Source organism: Aliiglaciecola lipolytica E3, assembly GCF_000314975.1.
Taxonomy (GTDB): Bacteria; Pseudomonadota; Gammaproteobacteria; order Enterobacterales; family Alteromonadaceae; genus Aliiglaciecola; species Aliiglaciecola lipolytica.
In genome coordinates, this window is the sequence record NZ_BAEN01000067.1 from 55,778 (window position 1) to 70,768 (window position 14,991).

11 protein-coding genes and 1 tRNA gene are annotated in these 14,991 nt (G+C 38.2%); 7 read left to right on the forward strand and 5 right to left on the reverse strand.

Annotated features, from left to right (window positions below; translation table 11 throughout):
* Positions 1-11: 11 nt before the first annotated feature.
* Both GLIP_RS17325 and rhlB read right to left on the reverse strand, forming a co-directional pair.
* Positions 12-1,523, reverse strand: coding sequence for a Ppx/GppA phosphatase family protein (locus GLIP_RS17325; RefSeq protein WP_008845980.1), 1,512 nt, complete (start codon positions 1,521-1,523; stop codon positions 12-14).
* Positions 1,523-2,782 (reverse strand): ATP-dependent RNA helicase RhlB, encoded by a 1,260-nt coding sequence (gene rhlB, locus GLIP_RS17330; protein WP_008845981.1) that lies wholly within the window; start codon positions 2,780-2,782, stop codon positions 1,523-1,525. Before rhlB ends, GLIP_RS17325 begins: the two co-directional genes overlap by 1 nt.
* Before the next feature lie 101 nt (positions 2,783-2,883).
* Here rhlB and trxA point away from each other — a divergent pair, with 101 nt between their 5' ends.
* From trxA to GLIP_RS17345, 3 genes are all read left to right on the forward strand, one after another.
* Positions 2,884-3,210 (forward strand): thioredoxin TrxA, encoded by a 327-nt coding sequence (gene trxA, locus GLIP_RS17335; RefSeq protein WP_008845982.1) that lies wholly within the window; start codon positions 2,884-2,886, stop codon positions 3,208-3,210.
* Between the two features lie 273 nt (positions 3,211-3,483).
* Entirely contained in the window at positions 3,484-4,749 is a 1,266-nt protein-coding gene (gene rho / locus GLIP_RS17340; RefSeq protein WP_008845983.1) for a transcription termination factor Rho, read from the forward strand.
* A 121-nt stretch (positions 4,750-4,870) separates the two neighbouring features.
* Positions 4,871-6,157: an amidohydrolase gene (locus tag GLIP_RS17345; protein WP_040523427.1), complete on the forward strand. Its 1,287-nt coding sequence runs from the start codon at positions 4,871-4,873 to the stop codon at positions 6,155-6,157.
* A gap of 63 nt (positions 6,158-6,220) precedes the next feature.
* Here the strand turns inward: GLIP_RS17345 and nhaA are convergent, their stop codons facing one another.
* Positions 6,221-7,390, reverse strand: coding sequence for a Na+/H+ antiporter NhaA (gene nhaA, locus GLIP_RS17350; protein WP_008845985.1), 1,170 nt, complete (start codon positions 7,388-7,390; stop codon positions 6,221-6,223).
* Positions 7,391-7,816: 426 nt separating this feature from the next.
* On the opposite strand from nhaA, the gene purE reads away from it, so the two are divergent.
* The 3 genes from purE to GLIP_RS17365 all read left to right on the forward strand — a co-directional run bounded on the left by purE (position 7,817) and on the right by GLIP_RS17365 (position 9,730).
* Positions 7,817-8,308, forward strand: coding sequence for a 5-(carboxyamino)imidazole ribonucleotide mutase (purE, locus tag GLIP_RS17355; protein ID WP_008845986.1), 492 nt, complete (start codon positions 7,817-7,819; stop codon positions 8,306-8,308).
* Entirely contained in the window at positions 8,305-9,447 is a 1,143-nt protein-coding gene (locus tag GLIP_RS17360) for a 5-(carboxyamino)imidazole ribonucleotide synthase (RefSeq protein WP_008845987.1), read from the forward strand. The genes purE and GLIP_RS17360 overlap by 4 nt, the downstream gene beginning before the upstream one ends.
* A gap of 207 nt (positions 9,448-9,654) precedes the next feature.
* Positions 9,655-9,730, forward strand: a tRNA-Thr gene (locus tag GLIP_RS17365).
* Between the two features lie 31 nt (positions 9,731-9,761).
* Here GLIP_RS17365 and GLIP_RS21970 read toward each other — a convergent pair.
* Positions 9,762-9,923, reverse strand: a complete 162-nt coding sequence (locus GLIP_RS21970; RefSeq protein WP_008845988.1) for a hypothetical protein — start codon at positions 9,921-9,923, stop codon at positions 9,762-9,764.
* Positions 9,924-10,045: 122 nt separating this feature from the next.
* On the opposite strand from GLIP_RS21970, the gene GLIP_RS17370 reads away from it, so the two are divergent.
* Positions 10,046-14,002, forward strand: coding sequence for a hybrid sensor histidine kinase/response regulator transcription factor (locus GLIP_RS17370; RefSeq protein ID WP_040523430.1), 3,957 nt, complete (start codon positions 10,046-10,048; stop codon positions 14,000-14,002).
* A 52-nt stretch (positions 14,003-14,054) separates the two neighbouring features.
* Here the strand turns inward: GLIP_RS17370 and GLIP_RS17375 are convergent, their stop codons facing one another.
* On the reverse strand, positions 14,055-14,504 hold the full coding sequence (locus GLIP_RS17375; RefSeq protein ID WP_008845990.1) for an RNA recognition motif domain-containing protein: 450 nt from the start codon (positions 14,502-14,504) through the stop codon (positions 14,055-14,057).
* Positions 14,505-14,991: the final 487 nt, after the last annotated feature.

Sequence of the window (14,991 nt, forward strand, 5' to 3'; positions counted from 1 at the left end):
AACTTTATTGGTTAACTAAACGAAAGTGGTAATCCGGCTTTATGCTGCAACCACTTTTCGTTAGCCAATTCCACGTCGATTAATGGGTGCAACCTTAACCAACCTTCAGGAAACGTTAATCGCCAGTGTTGCCCATCAATTTGCAATTTAATCTGAGGTAGTAGGTCATCCTTTCTGCGAATCGATAGCAAACAAGACAAACGCAGAATACGTACTAGTCCATACAATAGTGGTTGCATATCAGGGTGATATTGGTCGAATCTGCTTAAATCTATTTCAGACCTATGACTTAGCACAAGATCTCGGATGCTTTTACGCTGTAACTGCGAATATCCATTCAAACTTATATGGCTTAAAATATAAGCTCCGTGGATATGATGTTGTTTATATTCAATATGCAAACCAATCTCGTGTAGTAAGGATGCCGCTTCAATAACTGCTAATGCATCAAAATTACATATATTGGATTGGGAACATAGTTTCTTATAAAAATCACTGGCAATCAGATTTACACGTTGTGCTTGCTTTTCATCAATATGATAGGTTCTGATTGCCTCATTGATTGAGTGCTTACGACGATCATTTTGCTCACAGTTATCGAGCATGCCGTAAATGAGCCCTTCTCTTAAGGCACCACCAGAAATCTGCATTTCTTGAATTTTTAACTGTTCAAATAAAGCGACTAAAATGCATAAACCACTAGGGAAAATAGTTTGTCGGGATTCAGATAACCCTTCTATATCTAAACTATCAATATGACCACAATCGATGCACTGTTGCAGTAAATTGTGTAAATAATCTAAGCGGATAGCGTCGCTAATTCCTTGTTCAACCAAAATTTCAACCACCGCCTGTGGCGTACCTGATGCACCGAGGCATTGCTCCCAATCAAAACAAGCAAAATCATCGATGACAGGCATTAACTTTTCTTTCGCCGCCTTAATGGCATTTTGCATATTTTGTTCAGAAATCACGCCATCCACAAAATAACGCTCTTTAAAGGTGACGCACCCCATATCCAGACTAACCAAATTAATCGGTTGCATATCATTGCCAATGATAACTTCAGTGCTAGCTCCGCCAATATCAATGACCAAAGTATTCCCTTGGTTTGCCGACGTATATGCTACGCCTAAATAGATTTGATGAGCTTCTTCTTCACCACTGATGACTTCGAGTTTTTGATTGAGTATTTGTTGTGCTTTTTCAATAAATACATTGGCATTTTTGGCGATACGTAGCGTGGCGGTGCCAACTACTTTGATATTTGATAAGGGGATATCTTGCAAGCGCTCTGCAAATGTTTCTAAACATCGCCACCCTCGCTCCATGCTGACTTCGTCTAGCATCATGTTATCGTTTAGCCCGGCGGCAAGTCGTACTTTCTGTTTTACTTTGCCAATAATTTGCACAGAGCCAGAAACAACTCTTACGATTACTAGGTGGAAACTGTTTGAGCCAAGATCAACGGCTGCATACAATTGCTCTTTTGTAGTTGCTGGGGTAATTGGCTGATTTTCCATTAACGCCTTTTCTGATTTTGGTTACTTGGTCGCTTTTTATAACTTTTACCACTTTGTTGACGTTTTTTAAACTGCGGCTTAGGTGGTGTAATGTCTTCTAATAAAGATTCTGGATCATAATTACTGACTGGAATAGGACGACTAATGTAACTTTCAATTGCAGGTAAATTCAATGCATATTTTTCACAAGCAAAGCTAATTGCATGACCACTCTTTCCTGCTCTACCTGTACGTCCAATCCGGTGTACATAGTCTTCCGCATCGTCGGGTAGGTCGTAGTTGAAAACGTGAGTCACTTTTTCGATATGTAATCCTCGTGCCGCAACATCTGTAGCAACCAAAATATCGAGCTTATCTTTACTAAAATCTTCCAATATTTTAAGTCGCTTACGCTGAGGTACGTCGCCACTTAATAGACCAACTCTATGCCCATCGGCAGCTAACCAGTCATTTAATTTTTCACAAGCATGCTTGGTGTTGGCAAACACAATCGCTTTTTCCGGCCACTCATCTTCAAGTAAGGTTAAAAGTAACAGCATTTTATCTTCGTCAGAAGGATAAAATAGCTCTTCTTGAATTCTACTTGCGGTTTGTTTGTCGTGTTCAACTTTTACATGAGTGGGGTTATTCATGTGTTCGTAGGCAAGCTCTTGTACGCGATAAGACAAAGTAGCAGAAAATAACATGCTAAGTCTTTTTGATGGCTCAGGCATCCGTCTGAACATATAACGAATATCTTTAATAAAGCCCAAATCAAACATTCGGTCGGCTTCATCAAGCACGGCAACTTGAATATTTTCTAGGGAAAATACGTTTTGTTTGTAATAATCTATTATTCGGCCTGTGGTTCCAATTATAATATCGACACCGGATTGTAATGATTCCCGTTGACTTTGGTAACCTTCGCCCCCATAGATCAAACCAAGCGATAATCCAGTGTGTTTACTCAATAATTCGGCGTCATTGTAAATTTGTACTGCCAATTCTCGAGTAGGTGCCATTATAATAGCTTTAGGTTGTTTATTGGATTCATTTGGATGTGTCAATAAACGATGAAACGTGGCCACAAGAAAAGCAATAGTTTTTCCTGTCCCTGTTTGAGCTTGACCTGCAATGTCTTGCCCTTCCAAAAGATGGGGAAGACTTAACGCCTGTATAGGCGTGCAATGGATAAAATTTGCTTCTGTTAATGCCTTTAATACATCCGCATGGATGGGCAGATCAGAAAAATGTGTTTCAGTTAAATGTGTAGTTTGCATAGCTTATAGCTTATCAGTGCTTGCATTAAAAAACAGTTTCTATATAACTCTCATGACGCGCTGAAAAAAATGTCAGCGAGAGACCAATTACGGAGAAAAGTATGAGCGACAAAATTATCCAGTTATCTGACGATAGTTTCGAGGCCGATGTTATCAATGCTGCTGGTCCTGTCCTAGTTGATTTCTGGGCGGAATGGTGCGGCCCATGTAAAATGATTGCGCCAATTTTAGAAGAAGTTGCTGGCGAGTTCGACGGCAAGTTAACAGTTGGCAAGTTGAATGTCGATGAAAATAATGAAACTCCACCAAAGTATGGCATTCGTGGGATACCCACTTTGCTATTATTTAAGGATGGAAATGTCGCTGCAACTAAAGTTGGTGCATTGTCAAAAACCCAGTTAGCTGAGTTTTTGAACGACAATATCTAATCTAAAAAAGTGTGCCGGGAAACTCAGTTAGTGACGGGGTTTCCTGCGCCTTTTTTAATTTTTTAACCAAATAATAACATTTCTTTTCATGAATCTTCGTTTTTCACTGGACGCAACAGTTTTTTGGTGCTAACTTTCCATTGTTCATATCTTGAACTCACCAAATTTCGCGCTCAATCCATAGAGTAAAACGAATTTAATTAGTCAAAAAAACCTGAAACTAAGAAAACAGGGTGCCTAGAAGCACATTTCAAATCACAAAGACCCACCAATATGAATTTAACAGAATTAAAGAATAAACCGATCAGTGAACTTGTAGCTTTAGCCGAAAAAATGGGCCTCGAAAATATGGCCAGGGCGAGAAAGCAAGATATAATTTTTGCCATATTAAAAGCGCATGCTAAAAGCGGCGAAGATATTTTTGGCGATGGCGTGCTAGAAATACTTCAAGATGGTTTCGGCTTTTTACGCTCATCCGATTCTTCATATTTGGCAGGTCCGGACGACATTTATGTTTCTCCAAGCCAAATACGTCGATTTAATCTGCGTACTGGAGACACAATTGCTGGGAAAATACGCCCACCAAAAGACAGCGAAAGATATTTTGCCCTTTTAAAAATCAATCAAGTTAATTTCGATAAACCAGAAAACTCCCGCAATAAAATCCTTTTTGAAAACTTAACACCTTTGCACGCAAACCGTCGTTTTACGTTGCAACGCGGTAATGGCAGTACTGAGGATTTAACGGCCCGTATTTTAGATTTAGCATCACCTATTGGAGCTGGTCAACGTGGCTTAATCGTTGCACCACCCAAAGCAGGTAAAACCCTGTTGCTACAGAACATTGCACAATCAATTGCCGCAAATCACCCAGATAGCGAGTTGATGGTTTTGTTAATTGATGAGCGTCCGGAAGAAGTGACAGAGATGCAACGCTTAGTTCAGGGTGAAGTGATTGCCTCAACCTTCGATGAACCAGCGAGTCGTCATGTTCAAGTGGCGGAAATGGTTATCGAAAAAGCTAAACGCTTAGTAGAACATAAAAAAGATGTTGTCATCCTTCTTGATTCAATTACCCGCCTAGCGCGTGCTTATAACACTGTGATTCCTTCATCAGGAAAAGTACTGACCGGTGGTGTTGATGCCAATGCTTTGCATAAGCCAAAACGTTTCTTTGGCGCGGCACGAAATGTAGAAGAAGGTGGAAGCTTGACGATTATTGCAACTGCATTGATCGACACTGGTTCAAAAATGGACGAAGTTATTTACGAAGAGTTTAAAGGTACCGGTAATATGGAACTGCATCTCAATCGTAAAATTTCTGAAAAACGTGTTTTCCCTGCTATCGACTTCAATCGTTCAGGTACACGTCGAGAAGAACTTCTTACTACGCAAGACGAATTACAGAAAATGTGGATATTGCGTAAAATCGTTCATGAAATGTCTGAAATTGATGCAATTGAATTCTTAATTGGTAAATTGGCGATGACCAAAACCAACGAAGAATTTTTTGATGCAATGAAGCGTCAAAAAAGCTAAAGCAGTTTAAAGGCTAAAATTTAAACCCACTGCAATTATGTTGCAGTGGGTTTTTTGTTTGTGTCAGAAACTGTGTTATAAAAAGTCTCTCACCAAGCCAATAATTAATAAGAAGGGAACTATGAAGAAGCTACTCCTAACAATGTCACTTTTACCTAGCTTGTGTTTTGCTGACACTGTTGATCAAATGGCGGACAAAATCGAATCCAAAGTTATTCAGTGGCGTCATCATTTACATCAAAACCCTGAACTATCTAATCGTGAAGTGAAAACCGCAAAGTATATTGCTGAGCATTTAGAATCATTAGGTTTGGAAGTGCAAACTGAAGTCGCTGTTACTGGGGTTGTAGCGATATTAGATTCAGGTAAACCCGGACCTGTTGTGGCATTAAGGGCTGATATAGACGGCTTACCGGTGCTGGAAAAAAATGACTTACCTTGGAAATCAGTCGCACGCGGTGAATACAATGGTAAAGACGTTCCCGTGATGCATGCTTGTGGACATGACACGCACATCGCCATGTTAATGGGGGCTGCAGAAATTCTGGTTGCAATGAAAGATGAACTTAACGGTAAGGTGAAGTTTATTTTTCAACCTGCTGAAGAGGGCGCACCTGCCGGTGAAGAAGGTGGGGCCGAACTAATGGTTAAAGAAGGTGTACTTAAAAACCCAGATGTAGATGCTATTTTTGGGCTTCACATTAGTGCACTTGCAGATGTAGGCACTGTGCTTTATCGCGAAGGTGGCGTAATGGCGGCAGTAGACCCTTTTAAGATAGTGATTAAAGGTAAACAAGCTCACGGTGCCTATCCTTGGTTAAGTGTCGATCCAATTACTACAGCCGCTCAGATGATTATGAGCATTCAAACTATTGTGAGTCGCGAGATTCGTCTGTTAGATGATGCTGCTGTGGTTACCTTTGGCGCGGTAAACGGTGGCATTCGTTCTAATATCATCCCAGAGGAAGTTGAACTAGTAGGCACCATTCGCACGTTAAACAAAGCTGCACGTGATCATATGTATGAAGCCATGCCAAGAAAAGTCAAAGGCATTGCTAACAGTATGCGCGCAGAAGCAACGTTAACGCTCCCGTTAGATTATTCTTATCCTATTACTTTTAATGATCACGATTTAATGGCGACCATGTTGCCAACCTTGATCAATACCGCGGGCAAAGAAAATGCGATTTATAGCAAACCTGTAACCGGTGCTGAAGATTTCTCGTTTTTCCAGAACGAAGTCCCAGGTGTTTATTTATGGGTAGGGGGTAAGCCGTTAGATGTAGATCCTAAAGATGCGCCGGCACATCATACGCCGGATTTTTATGTGGATGATGATGGTATGAAGCTTGGTGTGCGGTTGCTAACGAATATGACAATCGATTATATGCAAAAGCACCAAAAATAGTCTGTTTTAAAAAATTAAACGGCGGCACAATTTTGTGCCGCCGTTTTTAATTTAGCGTCCTAACTATAAATCAGCTGGCAATTTACTCGACTTTTTCAGAATAAAATAACCGACAATTGCCGAGGTTATAGAGCCTAACAAAATACCAAGCCGTTCGTCGAAAAATGCATTATTACCGGTCTGTGCAAAAGCTAACGATCCGATAAACAAACTCATGGTAAACCCAACACCACACAATACGGCACAGCCATATAGCTGCCATAGATTTTGATCAGCAGGTAATTTGGCAAAGCCTAGTTTTATCGCCAACCAGCTAAACGTAAAAACACCCACCTGTTTGCCTATAAACAATCCGGCAAAAATACCAAACGTTACCGGATGCAATATTGAATCGGCACTTATACTGCTAATATCGATTCCAGAGTTTGCAAAGGCAAATACAGGAAGAATTACAAAGCTTACCGCAGGGTGTAAGCTTTTTTCTAAATCTTCAGCTGGCGATACTTCTGGATTGTTAACATCGCGCATGGGAATAAAAAATGCTAGCAGCACGCCGGCAAGTGTTGCATGAACACCTGACTTAAGCATCGCTACCCATAAAACAACGCCAACTAAAATATAAGAAGGAAATTGCTGTACATTTTTACGGTTCATGTTGGTTAAAACGAGTAAACAAAGTGCAGCTATGATTAATGGCCAAGTGGAAATCGTATCGCTGTAAAATAGCGCAATGATTAAAATGGCACCGATATCATCGATTATCGCAAGTGTGACTAAAAATATTTTTAAACTCACTGGGATACGGCTTCCAAGTAGCGCCAGAATACCCATTGCAAAAGCAATATCTGTCGCAGCTGGAATTGCCCAACCAGACAATGCTTCGGGATTTCCCCAAGTAAAAAAAACGTAGATACCAGCAGGAACAAGCATACCACCCACTGCACCACTGGCAGGCAAGACGATATTGGCTGGATTGGATAATCCGCCTTCTAATAATTCTCGTTTTAATTCTAGCCCCACCATAAAAAAGAAAACGGCCATTAACCCATCGTTTATCCATAAAAGTAATGGCTTGTTAATTTCTAACGCGCCAACTTGAATCACAACAGGCATGTCGATTAATAAATCATAGAAGAGTGACAAGGGAGAATTGGCAACAATCAGTGCTAGAACCGCTGCAAACATCAAAAGGATACCGCCGGCAGATTCCTTTTTTAGAAAATCATCTAACATCAATTTTTCCTTATTAATAAATCAAAAAAGTTAGCTTAGCGACAAAAACTATATACTTAGTCAGTCTTATCTTTCTTTTGTTCGATAGAGTTTATTTTAGTAGATACGCACGAACTATGTATAAAAGCTCATTTTATATAATTGAAATTGTGCTGATTTTGCGATTTTTTATCTTACCGCATTCAGATTTAGATTATTAACAAACTTAACTTAGCCGAAAAAACGAAAATAGTGATAATTTATGTGAGGTAGATTTGGGCTTGGAGGAAATTTAAGCTACAATCTGCGCCCTCAAATATTAGGGGTACGCCAATTGTAGGTGCTCATAGCTACTTTTTATTGCAGTTAAGTGTAGTACTGCATTAACTTTAATAATTTATAGCCAACATATCGTTGGTACTAAGACCTAAACATTTAGGAGCGGATATGCCAAAAGTGGCAATAGTGATGGGATCAAAATCGGACTGGCCAACCATGCAGCAAGCTGCAATTATGCTGAAAAACTTGGGCGTGGACTTTGACGCTAAAGTGGTTTCAGCGCATCGAACGCCAGATCTGCTGACAGAGTTTGCTAAAACGGCTGCTGAAAATGATTATCACGTCATTATAGGTGGCGCGGGTGGCGCGGCTCATCTACCAGGAATGATAGCGGCTCATACACATATTCCGGTATTTGGTGTACCAGTTCGTTCTAGTCAGTTAAGTGGTGTTGACTCGTTATATTCGATTGTACAAATGCCAAAAGGCGTTGCCGTTGGTACGTTAGCAATCGGTGAAGCAGGAGCGGCCAATGCCGGACTCTTGGCAGCGCAAGTCATTGCATTGCATGATAAGAAAGTAGCAGACGCTGTAATCGCCTTTCGTAAAAAACAAACAGATACCGTACTCGCTTTAGACGAGTTGGAGTTACCTGAATGAATGTACTGATCTATGGATCAGGACAGCTGGCACAAATGATGTATTTGTCAGCTGTACCACTTGGAATCAAAGTATTTGCAGTCAATGTGGCCGATCACACAGTGGTTGACCCTATTAGCAAAATCAAACTGGATATGAGCATTGAACAAGCAATCGATTTGGCCGATGTGTTGTCAGTCGAGTTTGAACATGTTCCAGAAGATTTATTAGAGCAAGCGCAAAGTAGCGGAAAACTCTACCCTAGCATGGAAGCGATTCTAACCGGGGCCGATAGAGTGCGTGAGAAAAACGTGCTTGAGAAGCTACAAATCGGTAATAGCAAACACCAAATAATTACCCACGTCGATCAGATTGACGAAGCGGTTGCACAATTAGGTGAAAAACTGATTTTAAAAGCCAGCCGTGACGGATATGACGGATACGGCCAGTGGCGTCTATCGAACAAACAAGCATTACCTGAACTAAAACAGCAATTAGCTGAATTAGACTTACAAACAGTCCCACTCATTGCAGAACAAATGGTGCCGTTTGACAGAGAACTTTCGCTGCTGGGCGTTCGCAGTTTACAAGGCGATATCGCGTTTTATCCACTTGCCGAAAATTTACATTACCAAGGTCAGTTGCACGTTTCAGTTGCACCTGCGCCAGCTATTGATAGCCAGCTTACCGAACAAGCGCAAAGCGCCTTCACCAAGTTAGCTAATGAATTTGATTATGTTGGTGTATTAGCCGTTGAATTTTTCCAAGTTGGTGATCAACTGCTGGTCAATGAGATTGCGCCTCGGGTCCATAATTCTGGGCATTGGAGTATGCAAGGCGCTGATACCAGTCAGTTCGAAAATCACATGCGTGCCATTACAGGCTTACCGTTAGGTAATACGCAGGCCAATGGTAAGTGTGCCATGATCAATATTATTGGTTGTGATGATTACTCAACTGATCTACTCAGTATCAATAATTGTCATTTACACCTTTATGGTAAAAGCGTCAGGGCAAAACGCAAAATGGGGCATATAAACCTCACAGGTCAAACTTATCCAGAACTTGCGGAAGTTATGACCACGTTAGCCAAGTATTTACCTATTGAACACTTCCCCAAATTATTGGATGAAGCCGACAAATTAGCGCAATTAGATTAGATATTGATCGTCGATAATTTAGCATTGCTGCAAATACCAACAGTTTTGCAAAAACTTCGACGAAAATCGTCAGAAACCCGCAATCAATAGTTGACATGCTACGTTCTGTGATTAAAATAGCGCCTCGCTTTTGAGACAAGATTTACCAACCTTGTCACTGACGTAAAAACACTTACTCCAGTAAATCAAAAGCCGTCACCTTAGTGTGCCGACTTAGCTCAGTTGGTAGAGCAACTGACTTGTAATCAGTAGGTCGCCAGTTCGATTCCGGCAGTCGGCACCATTTTCTCTTTATCATATGTTTACATTAGGATTTAACTCCTTTTCGGTTTTCTCTTAACCGGAGTTGGTTTTTCTGGATTTATGTTGTAGTCGTCAACAGGAATGTCAAAGTCTCCACCAGACACCTTATCCAATTCTTTCCCTTTTATTTCTCTTAGTACCTTCGACGTAAAGTTTTTTTGAGTTTTGTTCATTTTGTGCTCTCCGAGTAAAAAAGTTGGCAGTTTATTTGATTTCTTTCATATCAAATGTATTCTTTTACAATAGTATATAAAATAATCAGTGGGTCACTTTTTTATAATTTTGGGACAAATACTTGAATTTAATTGATGGTTTTAAAGGATTCATAATTGCCTTTGTTCTTTCATCAAATGTTTATTCGTATGATTCTTTTTACGAGTTAGATGGAAGATCTTTGGGTTTAGTTTATTCAGTTTTACAAGGAAAAGATGCAATTTGGATAGGTGGTGAAAATGGTCTATTTAAAGTTACAGGTCTGCATATAGATAATATATCAACAAATAAAAGTCCATTTGATTCCTTTGATGTAGAAGGTTTAGCAGAGGACAGTAAAGGAAATATTTGGGTAACAATGTTTGGGAATGGAGTGGTTATATATGACCAATATTTAAATTCATACAAACATTTAAATATAGAAAATGGATTAACTTCTCAATATTGTTTAGATATAGAAATTTTCAAAAATAAAGCCTATTTAAATTGTGAAAAAGTTATTTCAATTATCGATACTGAAACTTTTGAAGTTTTAAATTTTGCACCCACAGATACATTTAATTTCAAATTTATCGAAAGTATCCAGATTACGAGTACAGGAGATTTTTATTTCAAAGACAGTGAACAAATCCTGTATAACATTAAAGATACCAAATTAAGTAGACCTCAAATTTATTTTGATAGCAATCATGAATTGAAAGTGGATAATTTTCATTCAGACTTAAAAGGCGTTTTGTGGATTTCAATTGGTCGAACATTGTATAAAGTAGTCGATTCCAAACTAATAGAAATTCTAACTGCTAAAAGTAAAATTAAGAAAATTTTTAGCTATAGCGAAGATAGCGTAATTTTTGTTTCGGACTCATTTTATTTAATTGAATCTGGATATGAAAGTAGTGCCCCCATTTTACAAATTTTAAATGTCGAAGGTTTAAAAATTGAAGACGTTTACGATGTTGATATTACACATTCAGGTGGTGTTATATTCGCAGCACCACTAATTGGAGTAGGTTATTTTAACGAGCTTACTAGTACAATTAAGAAATTATTACCTTCAAATTTAAAAAATATTAATATTCAGGCTAGTGCCGAATTAGAACCGGATAAGATTGCTCTAGCTTTTGGCGATAATTTGTATTTGTATGACAGAACAGAGAGAATTCTCCAAGAGATTCTTACGAGTGTAGGTGTAGTAACAGCAATGGTCTTTGATACTTATAAATCTAGGTTGTTAGTTGGCGTAGAAGATAAGGGACTTTTAGAAGTTCTAGATATTAATAATAAGCCTAAGACAAAATACTTGTTTAGCGACCAAGGTATAATAGTAGATATCGTTGGAAATTCTAACAATACCGTAAATTTTGGAATCTTAAGTAATAACAAACCAGGAATATACGAAATAGATGAAGTCGGGAATAGCACTTTAATCTTTTCCAATGAAAATATAGACAATATTTACAGAAAGTCAGATGGGAAGTTGTTTGCTGCGACTAGGCATGATGGAGTTTTCAACGTCCAAGATTATATCCAGATAAATAATAAACCTAATGGGTACATCAAGAATTGCCTCGTTGAAGATAAGCAAGGTACGATTTGGCTTTGCACAGATGGTGGAGGGTTAGCATTCGTAGATGATGCTTCCGGAGAGCTGCAATTTATAGATACCAAATACACAGCAAACTCCAGACATATTCGTGAACTCGTTCAGGACTCAGAAGATTATTTTTGGGTTATGACAAATCAGGGGTTGGTGCGTTACGATCATGCTAACAAAACTTCCATTAAGCTCGGACGGGAAGATGGGATTAAAGATATTGATTTTGAAATTACTGCTTCTATTAACTTATCAGATGAACAAATACTTGTTGCTGGGGATCGAAACAATTACGTTATCAATACAATAGAGGCGAATCAATTTCTCAATAAACGGCTCAAGAAAGTGAATAAAGCTGTATTTGTAGATCTGTCTGTTCTACTTAGAGAAAAACAAGGAATGGTTTCAAAAAAGTTAGATTTAATCAAATCTATTAATTCTGATTCGCCTTTAGAGTTTTCCTATGAAGAGTTTTTATTTGAGTTAACTTTTGCTGCAAGCAACTTTATTGATCGAGATGTTCTAAAGTTCCAATATAGATTAGTTGGGCTTAACGATAGTTGGGTAGAAGCTTCAGCGAAAAATGCGTCAGCAACTTATTCAACTTTACCAAGTGGGGATTATCTATTTGAAGTAAGAGTTGTAGATCCTAAAAGTGCTAGTATTCAACCAACTAATTCTATAAAAATTAGAATTCTTCCTCCTTATTGGCAAACTTGGCAAGCATATACAATGTACGCAGTATCTGCCATCTTAGCATTATTCAGTTTTATCAAATTTAGGATGATACAGTTGAAAATACTAAGTAAACGCTTAGAGTCCTCAGTCCTAAAACATACAAGAGAGATTGCGACAAGCAAAAGTAGACTTGGTGATATGTTGCGACACAAAGAGTTTTTGTACGCAAATGCCTCGCACGAATTTAGAACTCCTCTATCTTTAATATCAGGGCCGATTGAACAGCTTCGTCGTTTAATCACTGATTCTGAAGCTATAAAACTCTTAGAATTAGTTCAAGGTAATGCGTTCAGGTTAACTAACCTAGTTGATCAAATTCTTGAACTCTCCAAAATTGATTCTAGAAAATTAGACTATAAGGTACTTTACGATTTACATGCTTCGATAGAGGTTATAGTTGAGTCGTTCCGACCGATAACATTAGTTAAAAATCAAAACTTAACATTAGATAATACTTGTAGTGGTGTTGGAGAGTACGTGGCTGACTCATTAGAAAAGATACTTTCTAATTTAATCATGAATGCTTTCAATTATAACTCTATAGAAGGGGAAGTTAAGGTTACTTCAAGTTGTGAAGATAAGTTTCTTAAAATAGAAGTGGTAGATCAAGGAAAAGGAATTGAACAAGATAATATCGATTTGATTTTTAAACGATTTACGAGATTAGAGAATGCAACAGATAATGTCGGTTCGGGATTAGGCTTAGCTGTGGTAGAGGAACTTGTCATTGCCAACGGCGGTAAAATTGAAGTTGAAAGCAAATTACAAATCGGGACCAAGTTTACTGTATTCATGCCATTAGTCGATAATCCCAAAATTAAGCAATCTGAGCTTTTTGTTTCCTTTCCTATGGAAAATAATTATTTTGCCCCTGATCTATCTGAGAAACAGGAAATTACTCCTAAAATTAATCAAGATACTAATCGCAAACCATCGGTTTTGATCGTTGAAGATCAAGTTGATATGCGTAAATATTTGACTTTAATTTTTAGTAACGATTACAAATGTTATTCCGCTAAAAATGGGCAAGAAGGATTCGATAAATCTTTAGAAGTCATGCCTGATATTATAATTACTGATCTTATGATGCCTGTTTTTGATGGTTTTCAGCTAACTACTAAAATTAGAGAAAATGAATTAACTTCCCATATTCCAATTATTATATTGACTGCTAAAGGCGATGATGAAACACGTATGGATGGCTGGAATCATAATGTTGACGACTATATCAATAAACCCTTTGATATCGACGAGTTATTGTTGAGAGCTAAAAATCTATTAGATATAAGAAGAAAAATCTCGCGGAAATATAACTTTAACACTGTTGAAAACAAGAATGTTTTTGAATTAAATAACGATGGGAAGTCTTCGGAACGAGATACACGCTTCTATGATAAATTTATTACTTGGCTGGAAAGCAATTATAAAGATGACAAAACAAACAGGGCACGAGCAGTTTCAGATTTAGCAATTAGCGAAAGGCAATTAAATAGAAAACTTAATGCGTTTACAAATTCGAGCTTTAATGATTTATTAAGAAAATATAGATTAATAAAAGCCAAAGCAGAGTTGCTTAAAGGTAAGCAAATAACAGAAACAGCGTTTAATGTTGGATTCGCTTCATCTTCGTACTTCAGCAACCAATTCAAAAAAGAATTCGGGCTTTCCCCTAAAGCTTATGTTGAAAAAATGAAACAATCTAAATAAAAAAATGGCGCATTCAATGCGCCATTTTTGGTTAACTAATCGAAGTTGTTTATTATTCGTCGCTTTTTTCTTTAGCTAAGCGTACTTTCAAGGTGCGTTCTTGAAAGTCAGTATCATTTAATTTGCTGATCATCTTGTCTGCACTTTTGCTTGCAACTTCGACAAAGCCATAGCCTTTACGTTTTCCAGTCCTTCTGTCTTTCATCAACCTGACCGAGGCGACTTTGCCGTATGCCGAGAAGTGTTCGGAAACAGCTTCTTCATTTACTTTATACGGTAAATTTCCGACATAAAGTGTGGTAGTGGAAGAAACTTCTGCAGAATCCTGTGCGGTACTTGATTCAGAAATAAGCTTAGAAAATTGGGGAATAGCGATTGCGCCAAATAGTAAACCGAATACAAAGGCGAGTTGTACAGATACAAATTCATTGGGAAGTGCAAAGTAAGCAATGATAGAAAATGCGATAGCAAATACAGTATTTAATAAAGAAAGAGATTTCATGTGGTAATTACCTAATATGATTATTGTTATAGGAATTCTTTTAACAGGAAAAGAAAGCCTAGCTATGTTACGCATAAATAATCAGATAACCAAATTTGTTTAAATAACAGCAGTAAATTCATGTTTTATGTTTAATATTTAAGCATTGTCTTAGTTTTTTTAATTTATTTTAAATTAACCCTTGATCTTCAAAACAGGGTCTGTAGAATGCGCGCCTCGCTTCGGGACAATCACTAAAGAATGTCTCTTGCTCATCTCCTTTATTGAAGATGCAAAGCTAGCTGAAAGGCAAGTGTGAAGCGGGATGGCAACAAATTGGTAGTTTGAAATAATTTACAAAAAACCAAACAAAAATGTTGACATCAAAACCGGAGAGTGTAGAATGCGCCTCCCGCTTGAGAGAGACCTAACGGGCTCCTTCAGCAGACAAGATTTCCAGGTAGCGTCAGATGACAGCGACCTGATGTACGAAACCTTCGGGAATTAC

Coding starts and splice junctions, on each gene's coding strand:
- GLIP_RS17345 (WP_040523427.1), top strand. CDS start 4,871: ATGAAGAAGCTACTCCTAACAATGTCACTTTTACCTAGCTTGTGTTTT.
- GLIP_RS17375 (WP_008845990.1), bottom strand. CDS start 14,504: ATGAAATCTCTTTCTTTATTAAATACTGTATTTGCTATCGCATTTTCT.
- GLIP_RS21970 (WP_008845988.1), bottom strand. CDS start 9,923: ATGAACAAAACTCAAAAAAACTTTACGTCGAAGGTACTAAGAGAAATA.
- GLIP_RS17325 (WP_008845980.1), bottom strand. CDS start 1,523: ATGGAAAATCAGCCAATTACCCCAGCAACTACAAAAGAGCAATTGTAT.
- GLIP_RS17360 (WP_008845987.1), top strand. CDS start 8,305: ATGAATGTACTGATCTATGGATCAGGACAGCTGGCACAAATGATGTAT.
- rho (WP_008845983.1), top strand. CDS start 3,484: ATGAATTTAACAGAATTAAAGAATAAACCGATCAGTGAACTTGTAGCT.
- nhaA (WP_008845985.1), bottom strand. CDS start 7,390: ATGTTAGATGATTTTCTAAAAAAGGAATCTGCCGGCGGTATCCTTTTG.
- purE (WP_008845986.1), top strand. CDS start 7,817: ATGCCAAAAGTGGCAATAGTGATGGGATCAAAATCGGACTGGCCAACC.
- rhlB (WP_008845981.1), bottom strand. CDS start 2,782: ATGCAAACTACACATTTAACTGAAACACATTTTTCTGATCTGCCCATC.
- trxA (WP_008845982.1), top strand. CDS start 2,884: ATGAGCGACAAAATTATCCAGTTATCTGACGATAGTTTCGAGGCCGAT.